General features: G+C 64.1%; 15 protein-coding genes, 1 tRNA gene and 1 pseudogene. 5 read left to right on the top strand and 12 right to left on the bottom strand.

Annotated elements, in window-relative coordinates; genetic code table 11:
- Positions 1-81 precede the first annotated feature (81 nt).
- A complete protein-coding gene (locus tag B0G80_RS08735) occupies positions 82-1,374 on the bottom strand; it encodes an amidohydrolase family protein (protein WP_116117723.1) in 1,293 nt (430 codons plus the stop codon).
- Between the two features lie 216 nt (positions 1,375-1,590).
- Between B0G80_RS08735 and B0G80_RS08740 the strand changes: the two genes are divergently transcribed.
- Positions 1,591-2,289: an aspartate/glutamate racemase family protein gene (locus tag B0G80_RS08740; protein ID WP_116117724.1), complete on the top strand. Its 699-nt coding sequence runs from the start codon at positions 1,591-1,593 to the stop codon at positions 2,287-2,289.
- A 91-nt stretch (positions 2,290-2,380) separates the two neighbouring features.
- On the opposite strand, the gene B0G80_RS08745 is transcribed toward B0G80_RS08740, so the two are convergent.
- Positions 2,381-2,457, bottom strand: a tRNA-Met gene (locus B0G80_RS08745).
- Between the two features lie 89 nt (positions 2,458-2,546).
- Complete coding sequence (locus B0G80_RS08750; protein WP_106279408.1) at positions 2,547-2,834, bottom strand: hypothetical protein; 288 nt, start codon at positions 2,832-2,834, stop codon at positions 2,547-2,549.
- Positions 2,835-3,004: 170 nt separating this feature from the next.
- Here B0G80_RS08750 and xth point away from each other — a divergent pair, with 170 nt between their 5' ends.
- The gene (gene xth / locus B0G80_RS08755; protein ID WP_116117725.1) at positions 3,005-3,781 is read left to right on the top strand and encodes an exodeoxyribonuclease III; all 777 of its coding nucleotides are present in this window, start codon (positions 3,005-3,007) and stop codon (positions 3,779-3,781) included.
- A 15-nt stretch (positions 3,782-3,796) separates the two neighbouring features.
- Here the strand turns inward: xth and B0G80_RS08760 are convergent, their stop codons facing one another.
- The 4 genes from B0G80_RS08760 to glnA form a co-directional block, all read right to left on the bottom strand.
- Positions 3,797-5,902 carry a prolyl oligopeptidase family protein gene (locus B0G80_RS08760; protein ID WP_116117726.1) on the bottom strand — a complete coding sequence of 702 codons (2,106 nt, stop codon included), beginning with the start codon at positions 5,900-5,902 and terminating at the stop codon, positions 3,797-3,799.
- 113 nt (positions 5,903-6,015) lie between these two features.
- The gene (gene ntrC, locus B0G80_RS08765) at positions 6,016-7,533 is read right to left on the bottom strand and encodes a nitrogen regulation protein NR(I) (RefSeq protein ID WP_116117727.1); all 1,518 of its coding nucleotides are present in this window, start codon (positions 7,531-7,533) and stop codon (positions 6,016-6,018) included.
- Positions 7,534-7,577: 44 nt separating this feature from the next.
- Entirely contained in the window at positions 7,578-8,720 is a 1,143-nt protein-coding gene (gene glnL / locus B0G80_RS08770) for a nitrogen regulation protein NR(II) (RefSeq protein ID WP_116117728.1), read from the bottom strand.
- Between the two features lie 199 nt (positions 8,721-8,919).
- A complete protein-coding gene (glnA, locus tag B0G80_RS08775; RefSeq protein ID WP_073427532.1) occupies positions 8,920-10,335 on the bottom strand; it encodes a type I glutamate--ammonia ligase in 1,416 nt (471 codons plus the stop codon).
- A 438-nt stretch (positions 10,336-10,773) separates the two neighbouring features.
- On the opposite strand from glnA, the gene B0G80_RS08780 reads away from it, so the two are divergent.
- Positions 10,774-11,238, top strand: a complete 465-nt coding sequence (locus tag B0G80_RS08780; RefSeq protein WP_106279399.1) for a rhodanese-like domain-containing protein — start codon at positions 10,774-10,776, stop codon at positions 11,236-11,238.
- Positions 11,239-11,523: 285 nt separating this feature from the next.
- Here B0G80_RS08780 and B0G80_RS08785 read toward each other — a convergent pair whose 3' ends face one another.
- The 4 genes from B0G80_RS08785 to B0G80_RS08800 all read right to left on the bottom strand — a co-directional run bounded on the left by B0G80_RS08785 (position 11,524) and on the right by B0G80_RS08800 (position 15,452).
- Positions 11,524-12,360, bottom strand: coding sequence for a molybdopterin-binding protein (locus B0G80_RS08785; RefSeq protein ID WP_106279397.1), 837 nt, complete (start codon positions 12,358-12,360; stop codon positions 11,524-11,526).
- A gap of 32 nt (positions 12,361-12,392) precedes the next feature.
- Positions 12,393-13,226, bottom strand: coding sequence for an EI24 domain-containing protein (locus tag B0G80_RS08790; protein ID WP_106279395.1), 834 nt, complete (start codon positions 13,224-13,226; stop codon positions 12,393-12,395).
- Between the two features lie 147 nt (positions 13,227-13,373).
- Positions 13,374-14,372, bottom strand: a complete 999-nt coding sequence (locus B0G80_RS08795; protein WP_116117729.1) for a sterol desaturase family protein — start codon at positions 14,370-14,372, stop codon at positions 13,374-13,376.
- 60 nt (positions 14,373-14,432) lie between these two features.
- Entirely contained in the window at positions 14,433-15,452 is a 1,020-nt protein-coding gene (locus B0G80_RS08800; RefSeq protein WP_116117730.1) for a beta-propeller fold lactonase family protein, read from the bottom strand.
- Between the two features lie 588 nt (positions 15,453-16,040).
- Between B0G80_RS08800 and B0G80_RS48015 the strand changes: the two are divergent.
- Positions 16,041-16,577 (top strand): annotated as a pseudogene (locus B0G80_RS48015) (hypothetical protein); the annotation flags it as partial.
- A 21-nt stretch (positions 16,578-16,598) separates the two neighbouring features.
- Positions 16,599-19,472, top strand: a complete 2,874-nt coding sequence (locus B0G80_RS08805) for a YadA-like family protein (protein WP_408967990.1) — start codon at positions 16,599-16,601, stop codon at positions 19,470-19,472.
- Positions 19,473-19,706: 234 nt separating this feature from the next.
- On the opposite strand, the gene hrpA is transcribed toward B0G80_RS08805, so the two are convergent.
- On the bottom strand, positions 19,707-24,473 hold the full coding sequence (gene hrpA, locus B0G80_RS08810) for an ATP-dependent RNA helicase HrpA (protein ID WP_116117732.1): 4,767 nt from the start codon (positions 24,471-24,473) through the stop codon (positions 19,707-19,709).
- Positions 24,474-24,491: the final 18 nt, after the last annotated feature.

Here is a 24,491-nt window from a genome sequence, read left to right on the forward strand (position 1 = left end):
TGCGCCGATAAAAGACCGGTGACCTGCGTTATGCAGGCACCGGTTTTTTTGTTTCGCGCGAAGCTCCGAGCCTCGCTGCGATCAGCCGCGATGCAGTTTGAAATCCACTTGCGCGGGCCGGCCTTCGAGCGACAGCGCCGCGCGCGCAGCCGGCGCGCGGCTCACCACCTTGCCGCGGCTCACCACCGCGAGGCGCGCGGCGCGCAAGCGGATGGCTTCCACCGGATCGCGCGCGTCGAGCAGCACCAGATTGGCCGCGCATCCCGGCGCGATGCCGTAGCCTTCCAGACCGAGAATGCGCGCGGCGTTCACCGTCACCGCGTCGAAACAGGCGCGCATACCGTCGACGCCCGTCATCTGCGCCACATGCAAGCCCATGTGCGCGACTTCGAGCATGTCGCCCGAACCCAGGCTATACCAGGGGTCCATCACGCAATCGTGGCCGAACGCGACGTTGATGCCGGCCGCCATCATCTCCGGTACGCGCGTCATGCCGCGCCGTTTCGGATACGTGTCACTGCGGCCTTGCAGCGTGATGTTGATCAGCGGATTCGCGATTGCCGCGACGCCCGACTCGCGCATCAGCGGCAGCAGCTTGCTGACGTAGTAGTTGTCCATGGAATGCATCGAGGTCAGATGCGAACCGGTGACGCGCCCGTGCAAACCGAGCCGGTTCGTTTCGGCCGCGAGCGTCTCGATGTGCCGCGACATCGGATCGTCCGATTCGTCGCAATGCATGTCGACGCGCAAGCCCTGCTCCGCCGCGTACTCGCACAAGAGGCGCACAGACTGCGCGCCGTCTGCCATGGTGCGCTCGAAATGCGGGATGCCGCCGACCACGTCCACACCCATCGCGATCGAGCGCTTGAGGTTCTCGAAAGCGCCCGGGCTGCGCAGCACGCCGTCTTGCGGAAAGGCCACCAGTTGCAGGTCGAGATACGGCGCGACGCGGCGTTTCACTTCGACCAGCGCCTCGACCGCGAGCAGGCGCGGGTCGCACACATCCACGTGGCTGCGGATGGCCAGCAATCCGCGCGCGACGGCCCAGTCGCAATACTGCAGCGCGCGCTCGATCAACGCCTCCTGCGTCAAATCCGGCTTCAGTTCGCCCCACAACGCGATGCCTTCGAGCAGCGTGCCCGACGCGTTCACACGCGGCAGACCGTACGAGAGCGTTGCGTCCATATGGAAATGCGGATCGACGAACGGCGGTGTGACGAGCGAGCCCGCGGCTTCGATTTCTTCACGCGCGCTAGCGGCCAGATTCGGCTCGACCGCAACGATGCGGCCCGCTTCAATGCCGATGTCAACCGGCACCTCGTGTTGCGGCGCGGCGCCCGGCGGCAGCATCGCGCGGCGGATGATCAGATCCATCTATCGCTCCCTTTGATCCCGTCCTGATTGATTACGATTCTATCGGCGTCAGAAAGCGCGTGGCGGCGATTTCGTTCGACGTTTTCGTTCGACGTTTTTGTCTGGGCGTACCGGCGAGCGGCGCACGATCCGTACCGGCAGTGCATGGCGCCGCCCGCCTATACTCGCCGGACAGACGGTCGATGCCGCGCCGTCATCCACTCACGGAGCAGTCATATGAAAACGATCGGCGTGATCGGCGGGATGAGCTGGGAATCGTCCACCGAGTATTACAAGCTCCTCAACCGCCACGCCAAAGCGCGCCTGGGCGGCCACCACAACGCGCGCAGCCTGATGCTCACCGTCGACTTCGCGCCGATCGAAGCGAACCAGCGCGCGGGCGACTGGACCGCGCTCGGCCAGCAGATGGCCGACGCCGCGCGCCAACTCGAACGCGGCGGCGCCGATCTGGTGATGCTGGCGACCAACACGATGCATCGCGTGTATGAATCGATCGAAGCGGCGATCGACGTGCCCTTCCTGCATATCGCCGATCCGACCGGCAGCGCGCTGCGCGCGGCAGGCGTCGAGCGGGTCGGCTTGCTGGGCACGCGCTATACGATGGAGCAAACTTTCTACACGGGGCGGCTGCGCGAGCGCTACGGCCTCGAGACCGTGATTCCCGACGAAGCCGAACGCGCGGACGTGCATCGCATCATTTACGACGAGCTATGCCACGGCAAAGTGAACGACGCTTCGCGCGCGGTGTATCAGCGCGTGATCGAAGCGCTGGCCGCGCGTGGCGCGCAGGCGGTGATTCTCGGCTGCACCGAGATCACGTTGCTGATCAAGCCGGAAGATTCTGCGTTGCCCGTGTTCGATACGACTGCGTTGCATGCGCAAGCGGCGGTGGAATGGGCGATTGATGCGGAGTGAAGGTGGATGGGCGCGCGTGCTTCAACGCACGCGCACGCCGCACAAGTTAAAAAGCCCGCGTGGCTTGCGCCAGCGGGCTTTCAACAATGCTTGGTTGCGGGGGTAGGATTTGAACCTACGACCTTCGGGTTATGAGCCCGACGAGCTGCCAGACTGCTCCACCCCGCGTCAGAGAAAACGGATTGTATAGAGATGTTCGCAAGACGTCAAACAATCGCGCGAATTATTTCATGCTCGTGAAATGACGCACACGCGGCTCACAGATCCTGGACCGTCGCGCCTTCCACCTTACCGTCGATAATGTCCGCGCCGTACTGGCTCGCGCTGCGTTTAGCCACGCCGAAATCGGAGAACGTGAGCGGCAGCACGAGACGAAATACGCGGCTCGCCTTCGAGCCGCTGATCGCGCCCGGCCGGCAGACGCGCACCGCGACGTCATAGCCTTCGGAGTGCCGCTTGTGTCCGTCGAACTTGTCGAATGCTCGCGAAAACACCAGCGGATGCACTTCGAAGTCCTTATAAAGAGCTGGGTAAAGTTCGGCCATGATGCCTCCCCGATGCGCACAAGCGCGAGTGTGAGTCGTCTCACTATACGCCGCGGCATGGGCGCCTCGCGCTTTTATTTTCGATGCCGCGACAGGACCATTTTCACTACCGCCTCGTTCGCGCGATAAGATGCGGAACTATCGGAATTACGCAAGAAAAAGAGAATGTCATGAAAATCGCCACCTGGAACGTCAACTCCCTTAAAGTCCGCCAGCAGCATGTGATCGACTGGCTCGAAACCAGCGGCACCGACGTGCTGTGCCTTCAGGAACTGAAGCTGCCCGACGAAAAATTCCCGCGCGCCGAACTCGAAGAGAAGGGCTACCGCAGCTGGTTCGCCGGCCAGAAGACCTATAACGGCGTCGGCATTGTGGTGCGCGCCGGCCTGACGGTCGACGAAGCGAGCATCGTGCGGAATATTCCGGGCTTTGAAGATCCGCAGCAACGTGTGATTGCCGCGACCATCGAAGGCGTGCGCATTATCTCCGCGTATTTCCCCAACGGCCAGGCGCCGGGCACCGACAAGTTCGCGTACAAACTGCGCTGGCTTGCTGCGCTGCACGACTGGATCGCGAGCGAGATGGCGCTGCATCCGAAGCTCGCGCTGCTCGGCGACTACAACATCGCGCCGGAAGATCGCGACGTGCACGACCCGAAAGCGTGGGAAGGCCAGAACCTGGTATCGCCCGAAGAACGCGCCGCGTTCGTGCGGCTCATCGAGCTCGGTCTTCTCGACGCATTCCGCCAGTTCGAGCAGCCGGAGAAGATCTACTCGTGGTGGGACTACCGGATGATGGCGTTCCGCCGCAACGCGGGGCTGCGTATCGACCACATCCTGCTGTCGAAGGCGCTGGCCGACGTGTGCTCGTCGTGCGATGTGGACAAGGTGCCGCGCAAGTGGGAACAGCCGTCGGACCACGCGCCGGTCGTCGCGCAGCTCGGTTGATCTTTCGTCACAGCGTCAGGCCTGCGTCGACGGGTTCAACGTACGCCACAGGAATTCGAACACCATCGCATCATGCTCGGCCTGCTCCAGTTCATCGGAGCCGCCGTGCCCGCCCTCCGTGTTCTCCCGATACCACACGTGCTGCGCGCCCAACGCCTGCATATGCGCGGCCATCTTGCGCGCATGACCGGGATGCACACGGTCGTCGGCCGTCGATGTGGTGAACAGCACAGGCGGATACGCAACGTTCGCCGCCACACGGTGATACGGCGAGTAAGCGGCCAGCATGCCTGCCTCATCGGGCTCGTCGGGGTCGCCATATTCGTCGATCCATGACGCGCCCGCATGCAGCAGATGGTAGCGGCGCATGTCGAGCAAAGGCACCTCGCACACCACGGCGCCGAACAGCTCGGGGCGCTGCACCATGCACGCCGCCACCAGCAGGCCGCCGTTGCTGCCACCCTGAATGCCGAGTTGCGTAGCGCTCGTCACGCCCGTGTCGATCAACGCCTCGGCCACCGCGATGAAATCGTCGAACGCACGCTGCCGATGCTCGCCTTGCGCGGCCGTATGCCAGCGCGTGCCGAATTCGCCGCCGCCGCGAATATGCGCGACCACGTACACGCCGCCGCGCGCCAGCCAGCCAATGCCTTGCCCGGTGAGATAGCTCGGCAGCAACGGAATCGCAAAGCCGCCGTAGCCGTTGAGCAGGCATGGGCGCGCGTGCTGTTGCGCATCGCGCGGGCCGACAACGGTGTACGGCACGCGCGTGCCGTCCGCGGAAACAGCGTGACCGCGCGTGACGGCGAACTGCGTGGCGTCGAATTGCGTCGGCCAGCGGTCGAGCAATTCCCATTCGCTCAGATCGTCGCGCGCGAGGTCGGCGAGCCAGTACGCAGGCGGCTGAAGATAATCGTCGGTGTCGACGAACACCTCGTCGTCGAGCGTCGGCTCGACGGGCGACACGTCGGCTTGCGCGTCGTCGCGCGTCGGAAAAACGCGCTGCTGCCAATGCCATGCCTGGTTGTCGGCTTGCGACGGCGTCAATAGCAAGGTCTTGTTCCGCACATCTTCCAGATACGACACGATCAGGTGGTTGAGCGTATGCGTCCACTCACAGGCCGACGTTTGCGGTGTCGGCGTGAATAGCGGCAGTACGTCGCGCTCACCGCGCAGGAACGCATCTTCGCGAATCGCCAGCAACGCGCCGCCCGGATAGTGCACGCCATTGCAATCCCAATCGAGCCGCGGCTCAAGCAACAGCCAGCCTTGCCAGCCGCTCACCGCGACGTGCGACGGCACCTCGTAGCGGCGCCATGCGTCGGCGGCCCCTTGGGCGCCATCGAGGTAGTACGTGTGCGAATCGAAGAATTCGACACTACTCACCACCGTATGCCGCTGTTCGACCGGATCGTAGTGCGCTTCCACGCCGATATCGCCGAACGCGCCCTTGAACACCACATGCGCGTCGGCGAGCGCCGTGCCGCGCGTCCAGCGCCGCACTTCGCGCGGATAACCGGAGCGCGTCAGGCTCTTGCGGCCGTTATCCCAGCCGACGTAAAGCGTGTCCCGATCGACCCACGACGCCGTGTGCTTGCCGGCCTTCGCGATCACAAAACCGTCGTCGACGAAGCGTCGCGCGTCGATATCGAACTCGCGCACCACGAGCGCGTCCGAGCCGCCCGGCGACAGCGTGATCAGCGCGCGGTCGCCATCGGGATAGAGGATATCCAGTTCCGCGCACACCCAGGGCGTGCCTTCAGCGGCGCCGAGCGCGTCGAAGTCGAGCAGGTTCTGCCACTCCGGTTTGCCGCCACGCCACGCCGCCCACGTCGTACGCCGCCAGATGCCCTTGGGATTGCGCTCGTCCTGCCACAGGTCGTAAGCCCACTCTTTCCAGCGATCGGGAATCACCGGACGTTCGCGCGGCAGATAGGCGTCAGCAAGCCGCTGCCTGAGCGAGGCGAACTCCGCGCTGCTGCACCACGCGGCGCGCGTGCGCGCGTTCTGCTGTTCGACCCACGCGAGCGCGTCAGGGTCGTCGAGCGCTTCGAGCGACAGGAAGGGATCGGGGGAAAGCGGCCAGGAGAAAGGAGCGGTGAGAGTGCGAGGTGCGGGCATCGTCGGCTGTCGAATGAAAACAGCGTTGATTATGCCTTGCGGAAGCGCGTGACTCGTTCGACAAGCGAATGAGCGGCGCGGCTCCCGCGCCGCCCCGCTCTGCAATCAGACACTCAGGGCTCGAGATTGAGTTCCTGAATCTTGCGCGTAATCGTATTGCGGCCAATGCCGAGACGCTCCGCCGCTTCGACCTTGCGGCCACGCGTGAAGTCGAGCGCTTCGCGAATCACCGCCGCTTCGAAACGGCGCGCGAGTTCGTCCATGACGTCCGCGGCATTCTCGCGCAACATTCGCGCGACTTCCGTGCGTAAGCCGCCTTCCCAGGCGCTCACGGTAGTCGCGACCGGCATGCCGCCCGCCGCGGCCGGATGCGTTGCCGCACTTGCGCCGTTGACCGGCACGCCGCTCGCGAGAGTCGCATCACCCGCGCCGATCGCCCCGCCGCCACCGCCGGTCAGATCGCTCACGCCCGCTTGCGCGGGACCGAGATCAGGCGGCAGGTCCTTGATCTCGATGGTCTGCGCCGGCGCCATCACCGTGAGCCAGTTGGCGAGGTTCTCCAATTGACGCACGTTGCCAGGAAACGGCAACGACGCGAGATAAGCCAGCGCCTCTTCGGACACGCGCTTCGGCTCGACGCCGAGATCGCGTGCGCTCTTTTGCAGAAAGTGCCGTGTGAGCAGCGGAATGTCCTCGCTACGTTCGCGCAAAGCCGGCAAGCGCAAGCGGATCACATTGAGGCGGTGATACAAGTCCTCGCGGAACAGACCCTGACGCACGCGCGATTCGAGATTCTGGTGCGTCGCCGCGATCACACGCACATTGGCGCGCAACGGATTGTGGCCGCCCACGCGATAGAACTGCCCGTCCGACAACACCCGCAATAGACGCGTCTGCAGATCGAACGGCATATCGCCGATTTCATCGAGAAACAATGTGCCGTTCTCGGCCTGTTCGAAACGGCCCTGGCGCATGGCCTGCGCGCCGGTAAAGGCGCCGCGCTCGTGGCCGAATAATTCGGATTCCAACAGATCTTTTGGAATCGCGGCAGTGTTCAGTGCGATGAAGGGACCGTTCGCGCGTGGGCTATGTCGGTGCAACGCACGCGCGACCAGTTCCTTCCCGGTGCCTGATTCGCCGGTAATGAGCACGGTTGCCGCAGAATGGGACAAGCGGCCGATGGCGCGGAACATATCCTGCATCGCTGGTGCCTGGCCGAGCATTTCCGGTGCTTCGGTGACGCGCTCGTCCCACGTCTGTTCGCCGCGCATGCTTTCGTCGACGGCACGGCGGATCAGTTCGACCGCCTTGTCGACGTCGAACGGCTTGGCGAGGTATTCGAACGCGCCGCCCTGAAACGCGGCGACCGCGCTATCCAGATCCGAGAACGCCGTCATGATGATGACGGGCAAGCCCGGCACCTTGTCGCGCACGGTTTGCAGCAATTCGAGGCCGGAGCCGCCAGGCATCCGGATGTCGGACACCAGCACTTGCGGACTCTCATGTTCGAGCGCGGCCGACGCCTCGCGCACGTTCGCGAAGCTGCGAGTCGCGAAGTTTTCGCGGGCCAGTGCTTTTTCGAGCACCCAGCGAATCGATTGATCGTCGTCTACTATCCAGATCGGCTTCATATGGGTCGGTCAGAAGTCTTGAGTACGTTTGAGTACGTATGGTGTTAGCAGTTGAGCGGCAGCAGAATCTGAAACTCGGTGTGGCCCGGGCGGCTATCCACTTCGATCAAACCGTCATGCTGTTGCACGAAGGTCTGCGCGAGCGTCAGTCCAAGACCGCTGCCGTCCTCGCGCCCCGACACGAGCGGATAGAAAATGCGGTCACGGATTTCTTCGGGAATGCCTGGGCCGTTGTCAGTGATATGCAAGTCCAGTGCCAGCTTACATAAGCGTTTCGACACGGTAATCTTGCGGGCAATGCGGGTGCGCAATTCGATTCGCGCATCGCCTTGCGAAATACGTTCGCGCAGCGCTTCAGCCGCGTTGCGCACGATGTTCAGGAGCGCCTGGATCAGTTGCTCCTTGTCGCCGCGCAGGTCCGGCACGCTCACGTCGTAATCGCGCTCGATGGTGAGGCCGCGCGGAAACTCCGCGAGAATCACCTGACGCACGCGCTCGCACACCTCGTGAATGTTCACGTCGCCGACGATATGCGGATGACGGTGCGGTTCGAGCAACCGGTCGACCAGCGTTTGCAGCCGGTCCGATTCCTTGATGATGACCTGCGTGTACTCGCGCAACTCATCGCGTTGACGCTCGCCGAGTTCGAACTCCAGCAGTTGCGCCGCGCCGCGAATGCCGCCGAGCGGATTCTTGATCTCATGCGCGAGGTTGCGGATCAGTTGCTTGTTGACCGCCGTGAGGTCGTTGATGCGCTCCTCGCGGTCGGTGCGTAAATGCCGCTCGTTTTCGAACAGTTCGAGCAGCACGTAGTCTTGCGCGCTTTCCAGGAAGCCGACGATCGCATGCACATGCAGCGGCTCGTGGGCCGGCCGCTCGAGCACGGCATCCAGATGCGTCGCGTGAAAGCGATGGGCGGCGATCGCGGAGATGGTCGCGACCAGTTCGTCGGCATTCGAGAAGATGTCCGGCCACGCCATTTGCGTCAGTTGCCGGCGCGAGAGCTCCAGCATCGACTCCGCCGACGGATTCGCAAACGCGACGCGCAGCGTGCGCTTTTCGAGCACCAGCACCACTGTCGGCAACGCCTCGAAGCCCGGCAGCAAACCGGAGCTGACGAGTTGAGCGTCGTCCGAGAGCGCCTGCTCGTGTCCTTTCCTTGCCTTGATCAGATTCTTAAGAACCATCTTGCAGTCCGGCCGATAGGAGATGGTGATAAATCAGGTAGTCCGCCTGCTGTTTTGCTCAATACCTCAACAACACCCATACGCCGCAAGCGTTATGCACGGCCTAACGAAAAAGGGACGGCGCCGCCGTCCCTTCGTGACCGATCGCGAGCGTCGGGCAAAGCGCTTCGCCGTGTGAAGGGCGAAGCGCCATGGCCGCTTACAGCGAGTAGTACATTTCGAACTCGATCGGGTGCACCGACTGACGATAGCGTTGCAGCTCGCCCGTCTTCAGTTCGATGTACGCGTCGAGCATCGAATCCGTGAACACGCCACCGCGCGTCAGGAATTCGCGGTCCGCGTCCAGCGCGTCCAGAGCCTGGTCGAGGCCGGCGCACACGGTCGGGATCTTTGCATCCTCTTCCGGCGGCAGGTCGTACAGGTTCTTGTCGGCAGCTTCGCCCGGGTGAATCTTGTTCTGCACGCCGTCCAGACCCGCCATCATCAGCGCGGAGAAGCACAGGTACGGATTCGCCATCGGATCCGGGAAACGGGTTTCGATACGGCGGCCCTTCGGGTTCGACACGTGCGGAATGCGGATCGATGCCGAACGGTTGCGAGCCGAGTAAGCCAGCTTGACCGGCGCTTCGAAGTGTGGCACGAGGCGCTTGTACGAGTTCGTCGACGGGTTCGTGATCGCGTTCAGCGCGCGAGCATGCTTGATGATGCCGCCGATGTAGAACAGCGCGAATTCCGACAGACCTGCGTAACCGTTGCCCGCGAACAGGTTCGTGCCGTCTTTCCAGATCGACTGGTGAACGTGCATGCCCGAACCGTTATCGCCAACCACCGGCTTCGGCATGAACGTTGCCGTCTTGCCGTACGTGTGCGCGACGTTGTGGATGATGTACTTCATTTGCTGCAGCCAGTCGGCGCGTTGCACCAGCGTCGAGAACTTGGTGCCGATTTCGTTCTGGCCTTGGCCCGCGACTTCGTGGTGATGCACTTCGACCGGAATGCCGATCTGTTCGAGCAGCAGACACATTTCCGAACGGATGTCCTGGAACGTGTCGACCGGAGCGACCGGGAAATAGCCGCCCTTGGTGCCCGGACGGTGGCCGGTGTTGCCGCCTTCGAATTCCTTCGCCGACGACCACGGTGCTTCTTCCGAGCCGATCTTGATGAAGCAGCCCGATTGATCCGTGTTCCACTGGACCGAATCGAAAATGAAGAATTCCGGCTCCGGGCCGAAGAAGGCCGTGTCGCCGAGGCCCGTGCTCTTCAGGTAGGCTTCAGCGCGCTTTGCCAGCGAGCGCGGGTCGCGCTCGTAGCCCTTGCCGTCCGCCGGCTCGACGACGTCGCAGGTCAGCACGAGGGTGGATTCTTCGTAGAACGGGTCGATGAAAGCCGTGTTCGCATCCGGGACCAGCAACATGTCCGAGGCTTCGATGCCCTTCCAGCCGGCAATCGAAGAACCGTCAAACGCATGGCCGCTTTCGAACTTGTCTTCATCGAATGCCGACACCGGCACCGAAACGTGTTGCTCTTTGCCGCGCGTGTCGGTGAAACGAAAGTCGACAAACTTGACGTCTTCGTCTTTGACGAGTTGTACGACGTCGGCCACGGATTTACTCATAACCTATCTCCTGATTAACGAATTCGGCGGATTCAGCCGCCGCCCAATCTAGCTGACCCGTCCCGGCGCGTCCACCCTCAATCGTTGAGGAGGAACATAAAAGTCTGCCTGGACAAATCGATCGGCACCAATAAAGCAGCTTCTGTGCCATGTGTGCGCCAACCCGGCGCAGAGCCACACTGCGCGCGCGATTGCGGGGAATGGGCGCACCGCACCGCATGCAGCCCCCAAATCCTCGAGTCCGAGCTGGCACCAAATGCGTGCATTCACCGGATTGGGAACCGGCGACATCTTTATTTTGGTGCATTTCACGAAACTTGCACCATATTTGCGCATTCGTCCGCTTGCGACGGAGCCTATCTCCGCCGTTCGTGCAAGACGCGCGCGCCGCACCGCGCGCGCTAAAATGGTTGTTTGGACCGAAGGAGATTTGCGCTCATGAGCACGCTCGAACAGTTGTACGCCAGCGCGGACAAGCGCCGCAGCGAGAACCAGTTGCCGTACGCGGGCGCGATATCGCCCGCCGAAGCGTTCGAACTGCTGCAACTCGACCCGCGCACCCGCCTCGTCGATGTGCGCACCCGCGCCGAACTCGACTGGGTCGGCCGGCCGGTGATCGGCGACGGACAGTACGCACACGTGGAATGGACGCGCTATCCGGGCGCCGTGCCGAACCAGGAATTTCTCGCGCAGTTGAAGCAGGTCGCCACGCCCGATACACCCGTGCTGTTCCTGTGCCGCAGCGCCGCGCGCTCGAAGCTCGCCGCGATCGCCGCCACGCAGGCCGGCTTCACCAAGGCGTATGACCTGCTGGAAGGCTTCGAAGGCGACAAGGATGGCCAGGGGCATCGGAAGACGGTGTCGGGCTGGTGCTTTCGCGGGTTGCCGTGGATCGGCGCGTGAGTGCGGTGGTTGGGTGGCTGCTGCGTAGCGCCTGCGTGGCGCTTTAAGGCGCTTATGCGAGCGCTGCCCGCTCGCGGCCTGCTTGCTGATTGCTCGCTGGCAGTCGCGGCGGCTTCTCGGGACCGCAACGCCGCTATTTGCCTGCCACAGATAAGGACAGCCACATCGTCGGCGCTGAATATGACAGGCCGATGATCCGCCTCTGCCCCGCTCGTAATCGGCGACGAGCGCGATGAAAAACGGGCGCCGCAGCGCCCGAACCAGAATAAACGTGTAACGCGCGGATTAGCCGCGCGGCTTCGCCGCCGCAGCCGCCGCCTCGGGCTCGACGATATCGCCGCCCAGCAGATGCACGCCTTCCCGCAGCTTGACGAACGCCGCCGCCACCGCTTCGGGCTCGCCCTTCACGCCCAGATCGATGTGATGCCGCGCGTACACGCCACCCCGTTCCGCATCGCCGACGCTCGGCAGGCTGAAGACCCGCACGCCCGGAAAATCGCGTTCGATTTTTTCCATGAGCGGCGTGACGCGTGACTCCGGCAACTCGAACACCAGCAGCGACTTCTCCGCGTGCGGCATGGCGTGGTGCAGATCGGCGTACTGCGTATCCAGCACCCACTCGATCATCGGCCACGCCATCACCGGAAAGCCCGGCACGAAGTGATGCCGATTGATCGAAAAGCCCGGAATCTTGTTGTAGCCGTTCGGAATGATCGACGCGCCCTGCGGATACGTGCCCATATTCAGCCGATGCCGATTCTCCGGCGACTCCAGATCGAGCGGCGCGGCCGCGTTCGCCGGATACATGTCGCGGATACGCTCCTGAATCAGCTTTGCGGCCTCCGGATGCAGTTCGAGCGGCACGCCGAGCGCGGCCGCCGCGCATTGGCGCGTGTGGTCGTCCGGGGTGGCGCCGATGCCGCCCGTGGAGAACACGATGTCGCCCGAGGCGAACGTGCGCCGCAGCGTCGCGGTGATGCGCTCCGGATCGTCGCCGATGTACTCCGCCCAGCCGAGCGACAGCCCACGCGCGCCCAGCAATTCGATGACCTTCGGCAGATGCTTGTCGATACGTCTGCCCGACAAAATTTCATCGCCGATGATGATGACGCCAAATGCCATTGCCGCCTCTTTTTCGCTTAGTCAGTAATGCATCAGTAGGGAACCGGCGCCGCGTGCCGCACGCCGCCGTGCTCTTCCGCGCGCATGCGCTGCAGCGCGCGCAAACAGTAGTAGCCGAACCACAGCGCCGAAAATATGAGGATGAACGCATAGATCCAGATCGTCACGGCCGTGACCACCGGGAACAGCACGATCAGCCAGACCGACGACACCCACAACAAGGTCGGCAGCGAACCCAGCAAGCCGCTCGCAATGCCGATCAGCAGCAGCGGCAAGCGGAAGCGCCGCACCAGCGCGCGCCGCTCGTCACGCGTGGCATGCAGCGCGAGCGCGTCGTAGCTCATTACACGATACGTCAGCCAGCCCCACAGGAGCGGAGGAATCAACGCGAAGAACGGCGGCACGAGCCAGAGCGGCAGCGTGACGATCAGCAGCACCAGACACACCAGCGTGGTCCACAGCGCCTGACCGAGGCTACCGTACCACGTTCCGCCACGGCGCATTTCGAGGCTCGGGAATTGCCGCGCCGACAGGAAGCGGATCACCGCCGGCATCGACAGTGTGGCGATCAGCAGCAGCACCGTGACGACAATCAACGGGATCGCCATCGCGATCACGATAAACGGCGCGATCGCTGCATGCAGCGCAGAAAAACCGAGCCAGTCGAACAGGTGATAAAGCGTGATCGTGAACGACCAGCCTTCGAGCCAGGTACGCGTCGCGCCGATCAGCGTTTGCCAGGAAAACCAAAGGATCACGCCCCACCCGACCGTTGCCGCCAGAAACGGCATGAAGGTCAGCCAGAGCATGCGCGGGTGGAGCGCGCTTGCGAGCGCACGTCCGAACGAGCGCAACAGATCATTCATGCGAGCCAGTGCCGGTGAACAAAACGATGGAATGGAGCGAACCGCGCGACGGATCCGCCGGGCAGCCCCGCGCTTGGTCGCAAAAGTGAACAGGATAAACCACGTGACGCGCCGCCGGGGAAACCGGCGGCGTGGGAGGAAGCGCGCTCAAACGGCGGCGGCGTCGTTGTTTTCGGTGCGGCGCTTCGGCGAGAGACGCCCGGCGATGCGCACAAAGGCGAGCCAGTGCTGCGCCCAGAAGCCGTCACCGTAACGGCGGCCTGTGAGTTGATCGCGGATGCCGGTCGGCTCCATCTCGCGGCTCCATGACACGCTGCGGAACAGCATGTCCCACCACGGAAACAGCACGCCGAAGTTGCAGCCGTATTTCAGCCCTTCGTGGCCGTAACCGATGGCATGGTGGCGCCGATGAAACGTCGGGCTGACCACCAGCCGCTCGCCAAGCCAGCCGAAGTACATGCGGATGTTCGCGTGCTGCACGCTCTGCGCCAGATTCGTGATGGCGACCAGCACGACGAACTGCGACGGCGGCACGCCGATCACCAGCGCGATGACCGCGAAGAACGAGGCTTGCAGCAGATCGTCGAGAAGATGGTTGCGGTCGTCGGCCCACAGCGACATTTGCTGCTGGCTGTGATGCACCGCGTGCAACTCCCACCACACGCCGATCCGGTGTTCCCAGCGGTGATACCAGTAGCCGGCGAAATCGAGCACCAGCAGATACATCACGAACGTGACGAGCGGTTGCGTGGTCACGCCGGGCCAGAGATTGTCGAACTCGATATTCGAAATGTTATGCAGCCGCAGCCACGCCTGCACGGCGTCGAAGAACGGCTGAAGCGCGAAGAAAAAGAACAGGTTGAGAATGCCGAGCTTCGCGATCCACGTATAGATCACGTCGACGCGCACCGCCTTGCGGCTCTGCCATTGCTCCACCGGGCGCAGCGCTTCGAGCGGACGCAGAACCGCGTACATGGCCAGCACTTCGACGACGCCCACGATCACCCAATACAGGCTGTCGTAGGTGTCTTCGTCGTAATCCATCAGATTGAAGCGGAACAGCAGCGGCTGCACCACGTCGACGTACAGCAACGTCTGCACGGCGGAGACGAAGTTGTCGAGGGAAGAAAAAATCAGATGGAACATGGTGCTGGTCTGGTTACTTCATCCGTGACGGTTCGCGTGGTGCGGCATGAGCCGTTCGCATCAGGCGCCGTTCGGCGCCGTGACCGGCGCGCGATTGAAGAAATAGATGCCATGCGGCGAACGGCCGACGGCGATCGTCTGGATCAGCTTACGCGTGTTCAGGTCGATGATGCCGACGTGCTTCGCGAAGCGGAACGTAACCCACAGATAGCGTTTGTCGGCGGAAAGTTCCATGTCGTCCGGTCCAGGCATCAAGCCGGTGATGTCGCCGACGTTGGTGAGCGTGTCCTCGTCGATGATGCTGATGGTGCTTGCCACGCGGTTCGACACCGCGACGTGCTTGCCGTCGGCCAGGGAACGGAAGTTGTGCGCGCCGTTGCCGGTGTGGATCGTCTTGACGATCTTCTGGTTGCGCCAATCCACTACCGCGACGTAATCCGAGCCGGTCATGCCGATCAGCAGATATTTCTCGCCCGGCGTCATCCACAGGCCCGCCGGCACCTTGCCGACCTTCATTTTCCATTTGACGGTTTGCGTGACCAGGTCGATTGCGGCCAGTTCGCCCGACACCTGCAGCGTGACGAATACCGTCTTGCTGTCAGTCGTGAACGCCATGTGGCTCGGCATGACCGCGAGCGGCAGGCGCGAGGCCAGCGTCATCTGGTTCTTCTGGCCGTCGTAGTGATAGATGTCCAGACGGTCCAGCCGCAGGCCGGTGGTGACCAGCCATTTGCGATCAGGCGAAAAGCCGATCTGATACGGATCTTCGATATTCTCGACCCAGCGCTGCACCTGGCCGGATTTCGGATCCACGAACATCAGGTTGTTCGACACCGAATTCGCGACGATCAACGACGAATTGTCCGGCGTAGCCATCAGGTGATGCGGTTCCTTACCCGTGGGCACCGTGCCGACAACCTGGCGGGTCGCCTCGTCGATCAGGCTCAGCGTGGCCTCGCCGGAATTGAGCACGATCACGTTGTTGGCGTGGGCCGCCGGAGAAAAAAAGCCAGTGGCGGCGACCAGCACCGCGCCCGCGGCGACCGTGGCAGTCAAGCCGGGAAGAAAAAATTTACGCATGAAAACTCACTTCGGAGAACAACCATCATTGTAGAACGTTTGCCGCGGCCAGCGGTTGACGCAGGTCGGTGTAAGGCCAGGAGAAATCAGGGGCGGGATGACCCGGCTGCCGGATGACGAGCGGTTCGGACACACACGCGAATCGCGTCGTTCTGAAAGCGCCGGTGGCGAGTATCGCGCGTGAATATTGGAATCTCATTGAAGACGTATAAACACAGGAGAATGCTTAGATTAACCAAACAATTACCAGAATATATTTCGAACATTCCTTATTTAACGCCTCTTACATACCGATCAATTGAGACACGCCGACATAATGTGATTTTTCCGCACCTGCTGCAGATTTAACTGATCTCCCGCGCCGCCGCCGAACCTGAAAATCCTCCCGCCTCATCCCTATCCACTCATTCCTGGATGCACGGGCGTGACGCGGGTGTTTTGCACGTACGAGATAACGAACGGCCTGCTCTGGCAAAGCCAAACCTCGCGGATTTATTTTTGCGTGATTTATCCGGGCGATGAATCCATACACGAACACCCGCGCTCATGTGCCGCGCATTCACGCACTACCGCGGAGTTTCTAAAACAATGCATAGCAATAACCCATTGGTTTGGTGTGAAGCGACAGCAACGTCGCCGGCGGCGCCGATAACGGCAAGATCAAAGACGAAGCGCAAGAAGGCCATCGCGCGGGCAGTGCTGATTCTGGCTGCGCTGGCGGGGGGCGCGCCGGCGGCGCATGCCGCCCTCTTCGTAGACACGAGCGTCAATTCGCCCGGAAACGATCTCGCTCCCTATGCGGCAGGCCCGGGCGCGATTGCGATCGGCATCGGCGCAACCGCGGCGGGCCCCTACGCGACGGCGACGGGCTTCCAGGCCGTTGCGCAGGGCGCGATGTCGATCGCAACCGGCGTTCAGGCCAACGCGAACAGCGTCAATTCGATCGCAATGGGCGTGCAGGCGACAACCGCACCCACTGCGCTCTACGGAATCGCAATCGGCAATCAGGCTTTCGTCAGCGGAGTGGGGGCCATGGCGTTCGGCAAAGCCGCGCAGGCTGGCGGCCTCAACTCGGTCGCCATCGGTTATGCGGCGTCAGCCACGCTCGCCAACAGTGTCGCGCTCGGCGCGGGTTCACTCACGACCATCGGGGCCCAGACCGGGTACACCGCTTACGGCCTCACCGCACCACAATCTTCGGCTGGCGAAGTCAACGTCGGCAACCGGTCCGTTAGCGGCGTCGCTGCCGGCGCAGCCGACACCGATGCCGTCAACGTCAGCCAGCTCAAGGGCGCCATTACTGCTGCCACGGCCAACGCTGTCTCATACGGTAATAATGCGGACGGCACTGTCAACACGAACAGCGTCACGCTCGCGGGTCCCACCTCCACGGATGGCGGCGTCACGGGCGGTACGACGATCACCAACGTGCATCAAGGTGCCATAACCGCCGGCAGCACCGACGCCGTGAACGGCGCCCAGCTCTACGCCGTCGCCGGCGACACCAGCGCGGCCTACATCAGTCAGAACGGCAACGGCGTCAAATACGTCCGGACCAACGACAACTCGCTGACGCCGGACGACGCTCACGCAACCGCCACCGGCGCTTCGGCGATCGGCTACAAGGCCCGGGCAGACGGCGATAACTCGGTCGCGCTCGGCCGCGGCGCTCGCTCGGAAATTGCCGCCGCCGGGGCCGTTGCAATCGGCTACAACTCCGACGCGGCGGCGACCGGCGCCGTCGCCACGGGCAATCAGGCAAGCGCATCCGCAGCGAATGCAATCGCGGTTGGCTATGCCGCATCGGCGAGCAGCCTGAACGGCGTCGCCATCGGCAACGCCGCGCTGGCGAACGGCACCAATGCCGTGGCGCTCGGCGCCGGCGCCCGCGCCTGGCAAAATGGCACTGCGCTCGGCCGGCTCGCCACCGCGTATGGCGCCAACGCTTCCGCGCTCGGCTACGGCTCGCTCGCCTACGCCGACGGCTCCACGGCGCTCGGCGCCAATGCGAAGGTCTCCGGGACCAACAGCGTGGCGCTTGGCTACAACGCCAGTGTGACCGCCGCGAACAGTGTCGGCGTCGGCGCGAACTCAACCACCACTGCGAATCTCAGCCAACCCGGCGCGGAATTCGGCACGAGCGGCGTGGTCCAGGCGACCGGGGCCGTCGGCGAGGTGTCGGTTGGCTCGCCGAGCAACGAGCGCCGCCTCACTAACGTCGCAGCAGGCGCGGCGGCAACCGATGCCGTCAACGTCAGCCAGTTGAGCGCGGTCGACGGCAAGATCGTCGCTATCGCGCAAAGCGGCACCCAGCACTACTTCAAGGCCGACGGCGTCGGCGACGGCACGGACGACGCCGTCGCCGCCGGTACGCACGCGGTCGCGGCAGGGGTGCTGGCGAGCGCATCGGGCGACAACGCCACCGCGCTCGGCGCCAATTCCGCGGCCGCCGCAACCGGCGCCGCCGCGCTCGGTGCGTATGCATCCGCCGCCTCGGCGGGTAGCGTCGCGATTGGTTACAACGCCGTCGCCGGCAACGTCGATTCAATTGCGATAGGCCATGACGCGAACGCGTCGGCCGACGGTTCAGTCGCCTTGGGCCAAGGTTCGGTGGCCGATCGAGCGAACAGCGTCTCCGTCGGCTCCGCCGGCAACGAACGTCAGATCACCAATGTCGCCGACGGCACCAGCGCGACTGACGCCGTCAACCTGAGGCAATTGCAGGCCGTTAGCGCGAGCGCCTCGCGCTACTTCAAGGCAAACGGCCTGAACGACAGCACCGACGACGCCTCGGCCACCGGCAGCAACGCAGTCGCCATCGGAAGTTCCGCGCTCGCTGCCGGGCAAGCCGCCTTTGCCGCTGGCGCGAGCTCACAGGCGAGCGGCGCGTTCAGCACCGCGGTCGGTGGCGCCGCAATCGCTCAGGGCGACGGCTCCACCGCGCTTGGATACCAGGCCGGCGCAAGCGGCGCGAATTCGACCGCGCTCGGTTATCAGGCCAGCGCCTCGGCCGCCAACTCGGTCGCACTCGGCCAGGGCTCGACCGCGACGCGGGCGAACACGGTTTCGGTCGGTTCCGCCGGCAACGAACGCCAGATCACGAACGTCGCAGCCGGCACGGCGGACACCGACGCGGTCAACGTCGCGCAGTTGAAAGCCGTGAGCGACCAGGGCGCCGCCAACGCCGCGAAACTCGACGGTGCGCTCACGTATGACCAGAACGCCGACGGCAGCGTCAACAAGAACAGCGTCACGCTCGGTGGCGACGCGGCGAACGGCGGCACGGCGATCCACAACGTCGCGGCGGGAGTGGACGGCACCGACGCGGTCAACGTCAATCAGTTGAACGCCGCCATCGCGGGCGCGGTCAACAACGTCGTGGTCAACTCGGGTAATCCGTTCTTCAGCGCGGAAGGCAATCGCGACACCCAGGGCGCCGTGTCGTCTGGCACACAGTCCGTCGCCGCGGGCGCCAACGCTCAGGCTACCGGCACCAACGCGGTCGCCATCGGCGCGAACTCGCTTGCGAGCGGCGCCAATGCCACCGCGCTCGGCGCAGCTGCGAACGCCAGCGCTGACAACTCCGTCGCATTGGGCCAAGGCTCGATCGCGGACCGCGCAAACACGGTCTCGGTCGGCGCGGCAGGCCAGGAACGCCAGATCACCAATGTCGCAGCCGGTGTGCAAGGCACCGACGCGGTCAACGTCAACCAGTTGCAGCAAAGCGTGAGCGGAGCGGTCAGCCAGGCGAACAGCTATACCGACGACCAGATCCGCTCGGCCCGTCGCGACGGTTATGGCGGCACGGCATCCGCCATGGCAATGGCCGGCTTGCCGCAGGCAATTCTGCCAGGTCGCGGCATGGTCGCAATGGCCGGCGGCACCTATGCGGGTCAGTCGGCGTTGGCCATCGGCGTATCGCAAATCTCGGAAACGGGGAAGTGGGTCTACAAGCTGCAAGGCACCACGGATTCGCGCGGACAGTTCGGCGCGGCGATCGGCGCCGGCATGCACTGGTAACGGAACTGGCAGGACAGACCGGGCCAACGCGAGTCGCAGCAGCAGCCCGGTCGATCGACTTTTCATATACGACGAGCGCGGGCTAGACCCAAGCCCCGCGCCCGTTTTTGCCTCGCCGCTACGCCCACAAGGCATGGCGGCGCGCGCCTCTTTATCTCGCCGCGAAAGGCCGCGGGCCTATCACGCCGATCTGTAGCCCGATCGACCCGCGCGAGGCGCCCCTGCTCGCCCCGATCAGCGCTGCATCGACTCCCACACCTTATAAAGCCGCTTCACCGAAATCGGCATCGGCGTACGCAACTCCTGCGCAAACAGCGAGATCCGCAACTCTTCCAGCAACCAGCGGAACTCCGACAGTCGCGGATCCAGCACGCCGCCGCGTTGCGCCACCGCGCGCTGGTAGTTCTGCAGCAGCGGCTGGAATTCGGCGAACTGCCGCGCGTCGCGCGCGGGGTCCGCCTTCAGTTTGTCGATGCGTAGCGCGATCCCCTTCAGATAGCGCGGGAAATGCGCCAGTTGCGCGTACGGCGTGTCGACCACGAAGCGCTTGCCGATCAGTCCGTCGAGCTGGTTCTGCAAATCGGCATGCGCCGCCGTGAACGACCTTGCCTGCACCAGCTTCTTCGCCACGGTTGCGTATTCGCCCAGAATCTGTCCGACCAGCCGGGCAATTTCCTGAGCGAGCAAGGTCAGGCGGCTGCGGCCTTCGTCGCGGCGCGTATGGAAACTGACGTCGTCATCGGGCAACGGGTCTTGCAGGCAGGCGCGGTCGAGCGCGGTGTCGATCAGTTGATCGCGCAACTCTTCCTGCGTGCCGCGCGGCATGAACTGCATCGCCATTTCGCGCAAACCCGGCAGATTCTTTTCCAGATACTTGATCGGCTCCTTCAACTGCAACGCGAACAGTCGACGCAATCCCGCGCGATGAATCCGCGCGGCTTCGTCGGGCGAATCGAACACTTCGACGTCGCAATGCGTGCCGCGATCCACCAGCGCCGGATAACCGAACAGCGTCTGCCCGCCGCGACGGATTTCGAGCAACTCGGGAAGCTTGCCGAAATTCCATGTCGTCAGCTTTTCATACAAGGCCGTGCCCTGCGCGCCGGCTTGCGGCGCGGTCTGCGGGCCTGACACGGCAGCACCGCCCTTGCCTCGCTGCGCACCTGCGCCGGCCGCACCACCGGATGCTTGTGACGGCGTCGCCACACCGCCGCCGCCCGCGTCCGCCAGCGCCGCCCCGGCCGCGCTCGATGCGATCTTCTGAAAATGCTGCTGCGCCTGGCCACCGAGTTCGGCGCGCAGTTGCGACATGTTGCGGCCCATCGCGAGCTGGCGACCATGCTCGTCGACGACCTTGAAGTTCATGAACAAATGCGGCGGCAAGGTCTCGAGTTTGAAGTCCGACTGCTTCATCGCGACTTGCGTCTGCTCGCGAACATCGGCGATCAGCGACTCGAGCAACCCGCCCGCGCCGAAGCGCGGACCGCCGTGCCGGTCGACGAAACCCGCCGCGTACTCGGGCAGCGGCACACAATGACGGCGGAGCTTCTGCGGCAAGGACTTCAGCAGCAGTTGCGTCTTCTCTTTCAGCATGCCGGGCACGAGCCATTCGCAGCGCCGCGCGTCGACCTGATTCAGTGCATACAGCGGCACGGCGAGTGTCACGCCGTCACGCGGCGAACCGGGCTCGAAATGATAGGTGAGCGCCATCTCGACGCCCGCCATCGTCATGCGCTTCGGGAACAGGTCGGTGGTCACGCCGGCGGCTTCGTGCCGCATCAAATCGTCACGCGACAGATACAAGAGGCGTAGCTTGTCCTCCGGCTGGCCGCTCTTTTTCACCTCGTCGCGATACCAGCGCTCGAACGAGGCGCCGGTGTAGATGCCCTTCGGCAGCGCCTGATCGTAGTAGGCGAAGATCAACTCGTCGTCCACCAGCACGTCCTGGCGGCGCGACTTGTGTTCGAGCTGCTCGATATCGGCGAGCAGTTTGCGGTTGTGCGCGAAGAACGCAAGCTTCGTGTCGAACTCGCCCTCCACCAGCGCGCCGCGAATGAACAGTTCGCGGGCGCGCTCCGGGTCCTGTTTGCCAAAGCTCACGCGCCGCCGGTGATAGATCGGCAGGCCGTACAGCACGGCGCGTTCGAACGCCGAGACCTGCGCCGCGCGCTTCTCCCAATGCGGCTCGGAGAGCGACTTCTTCAACAGATGCGCGCCGATCTTCTCGATCCACTCCGGCTCGATCTTCGCGATGCAGCGCGCGTACAGCCGGCTCGTCTCGACCAGTTCGGCAGCCATCACCCACTTGCCGGCTTTCTTCACCAGCGCCGAGCCCGGCCACAGATAGAACTTGATGCCGCGCGCGCCGAGGTAATACGGCTCGTCGTCGGCTTTGAGGCCGATGTTGCCGAGCAGGCCCGTCAGCAGCGCGAGATGGATCTGCTCGAAGGTCGCTTCCGCTTCGTTCAGCCGCCAGCCGTGCTCGCGCACCACCGTCAGCAGTTGCGAGTGCACGTCGCGCCATTCGCGCAGGCGCAGTTGCGACAGGAAGTTCTTGCGGCACTCTTCGTGTAACTGCTTGTTCGACTTCTTGTGCGCGATCGCTTCTTCGAACCAGTTCCAGATTTTCAGCCACTGCAAAAATTCGGAGCGCTCATCGGCGAAACGGCGATGCGCCTGATCGGCCTGCTCCTGCGCTTCAATCGGCCGGTCGCGCGGATCCTGCACGGACAACGCGCTCGCGATGATCAACACTTCCTTCAACGCCTGCTGGTCGCGCGCGGCCAGAATCATCCGCCCGACGCGCGGGTCGAGCGGCAGGCGCGCGAGTTCGCGGCCGAGCGGCGTGAGCTGGTTGTCGTCGTCGACGGCGCCGAGTTCGTTGAGCAGCTGATAGCCGTCTGCGATGGCGCGGCCCGGCGGCGGCTCGATGAACGGGAACGTCTCGATCGCCGTCAGATGCAACGACTTCATGCGCAGAATCACCGACGCCAGCGACGAACGCAAAATTTCCGGATCAGTGAAGCGCACGCGGCCCTGATAGTCGCTTTCCTCGTAGAGACGAATGCAGATGCCATCGGCCACGCGGCCGCAACGCCCGGCCCGCTGATTGGCGGCGGCCTGCGAAATCGATTCCACCTGCAACTGCTCCACCTTGTTGCGATACGAGTAGCGCTTCACACGCGCGAGGCCGGTATCGACAACGTAGCGAATGCCCGGCACCGTCAGCGAGGTTTCGGCGACGTTGGTGGCCAGCACGATGCGGCGCGCGTTCGAGGTTCGGAACACGCGCTCCTGTTCGGCTGCGGAAAGCCGCGCGAACAGCGGCAGAATTTCCGTATGCGGCGGATGATGCTTGCGCAGCGCCTCGGCGGCGTCGCGGATTTCGCGCTCGCCGGGCAGGAACACCAGCACGTCGCCCGGGCCTTCGCGGCACAGTTCGTCGACGGCGTCGACGATCGCGTCCATCAGATCGCGATCGGTTTCGCGCTGGGTTTTCGGCCGGTCACCGCCGCGTTGCGCAGCAGGCGCATCACCTTGCGCGGCCTTCACAGCAGGGCTGTCTTCCGCGACCGGGCGGTAGCGCACCTCGACCGGATACAGCCGCCCGCTCACCTCGATCACCGGCGCGGGCTTTTCTTCGCTGCCGAAGTGGCGCGCGAAACGGTCCGCGTCGATCGTCGCCGAGGTCACGATCAGTTTCAGATCGGGACGCTTGACGAGGATTTCCTTCAGATAGCCGAGCAGAAAATCGATGTTCAGGCTGCGCTCGTGCGCCTCGTCGATGATCAGCGTGTCGTACGCCTTGAGCAGCGGATCGGTTTGCGTTTCGGCGAGCAGAATGCCGTCGGTCATCAACTTGACGGAGGCGCCCGGCGACAGATTGTCGGTGAAGCGCACCTTGTAGCCAACCACTTCGCCGAACGGCGTGCCGAGTTCTTCGGCGATGCGGCGGCCGGTCGCCGACGCGGCGATCCGGCGTGGCTGCGTGTGGCCGATCAGACCGGAGCCGCCCGCGCCGAGACCGCGCCCGAGTTCGAGGCAGATTTTCGGCAGCTGGGTGGTTTTACCGGAGCCGGTTTCGCCGCAGACAATCACGACCTGATTCCCGGCGATGGCTTTGGCGATTTCCTCGCGACGGCCGGAAACCGGCAGCGCTTCCGGGTAAGTAATCGGCGGGATCGGATTGGGCTGGACGACGCGCGGTGCGCGTGGCGCGCGTGGTTCACGTGGCGGCTGCGCTTCGCGGCGGTTGGAGCTGCGCTCGGCGTCGTTTGTCGCCGGTGATTTTTGCGCGGGTGCGCCGCCCGACTCACGGCGCGGTGTCCCACCTTGCCCGGATGTATGACGCGGCTGCTGTCCGCCTTGCGCAGGCGTGCGGCTCGGCTGCTGCCCGCCTTGCGCGCCCGACTGACGCGGTTGCTCTCCGCTTTGCGACGCCGTGTGGCGCTGCGGCTCTCCGCTTTGTCCAGAAACGTGGCGCGGTCGATCGACACGACCGCCCGCTTCCCGTTGCTTCTGGCCCAGCGAGTCCGCGGGTTGGGCACCACGCTCACCGCCACGCTGCAACTGCCCGTCCTGCGGCGCATTCTGTCCACGCTTAAGGTGCTGGCCGGAACGCCCACCTTCCTTGCCGCGCGGCGACTGCGACCCGCCGCTTCCGGCGTGCTTCGCTCCCTCGCCGCTTCCCTGGCGGTGCGCCTCGCCGCTCGGATTATTTTTCTGCGCCGGCGACTGCGCACGCTCGGACGCCCGGCGCGATTCATCGCTTGCAGCGTGTTTCGGCGCCGAGTCTTTTCCAGGACCGCGCACGTCGCGGTCCGAATCATGCTCGTGCGCTTGCGCATTTTCCGCGGCGCGCCGCGGCTCGCGCCCCGTGTGCGGCGTGTTGCGTTCGGCGTCCTGCGCATCGCGGCGCTTCGCGTCGCCGGCCTTCGGTTGATCGGCGGCCGGCGCCGGATTCTCGTTCGCCGCAGCGGGACTTTTGGGTACATTCGACATGGGGGCGCATTATAATCC

The sequence above is a fragment of the Paraburkholderia sp. BL6669N2 genome, assembly GCF_003387275.1.
Taxonomy (GTDB): Bacteria; Pseudomonadota; Gammaproteobacteria; order Burkholderiales; family Burkholderiaceae; genus Paraburkholderia.

Coding starts and splice junctions, on each gene's coding strand:
- B0G80_RS08790 (WP_106279395.1), bottom strand. CDS start 13,226: ATGAATGATCTGTTGCGCTCGTTCGGACGTGCGCTCGCAAGCGCGCTC.
- ntrC (WP_116117727.1), bottom strand. CDS start 7,533: ATGAAGCCGATCTGGATAGTAGACGACGATCAATCGATTCGCTGGGTG.
- B0G80_RS08785 (WP_106279397.1), bottom strand. CDS start 12,360: ATGGCATTTGGCGTCATCATCATCGGCGATGAAATTTTGTCGGGCAGA.
- B0G80_RS08740 (WP_116117724.1), top strand. CDS start 1,591: ATGAAAACGATCGGCGTGATCGGCGGGATGAGCTGGGAATCGTCCACC.
- B0G80_RS08760 (WP_116117726.1), bottom strand. CDS start 5,902: ATGCCCGCACCTCGCACTCTCACCGCTCCTTTCTCCTGGCCGCTTTCC.
- B0G80_RS08780 (WP_106279399.1), top strand. CDS start 10,774: ATGAGCACGCTCGAACAGTTGTACGCCAGCGCGGACAAGCGCCGCAGC.
- B0G80_RS08795 (WP_116117729.1), bottom strand. CDS start 14,372: ATGTTCCATCTGATTTTTTCTTCCCTCGACAACTTCGTCTCCGCCGTG.
- hrpA (WP_116117732.1), bottom strand. CDS start 24,473: ATGTCGAATGTACCCAAAAGTCCCGCTGCGGCGAACGAGAATCCGGCG.
- B0G80_RS08735 (WP_116117723.1), bottom strand. CDS start 1,374: ATGGATCTGATCATCCGCCGCGCGATGCTGCCGCCGGGCGCCGCGCCG.
- xth (WP_116117725.1), top strand. CDS start 3,005: ATGAAAATCGCCACCTGGAACGTCAACTCCCTTAAAGTCCGCCAGCAG.
- glnL (WP_116117728.1), bottom strand. CDS start 8,720: ATGGTTCTTAAGAATCTGATCAAGGCAAGGAAAGGACACGAGCAGGCG.
- glnA (WP_073427532.1), bottom strand. CDS start 10,335: ATGAGTAAATCCGTGGCCGACGTCGTACAACTCGTCAAAGACGAAGAC.
- B0G80_RS08800 (WP_116117730.1), bottom strand. CDS start 15,452: ATGCGTAAATTTTTTCTTCCCGGCTTGACTGCCACGGTCGCCGCGGGC.
- B0G80_RS08750 (WP_106279408.1), bottom strand. CDS start 2,834: ATGGCCGAACTTTACCCAGCTCTTTATAAGGACTTCGAAGTGCATCCG.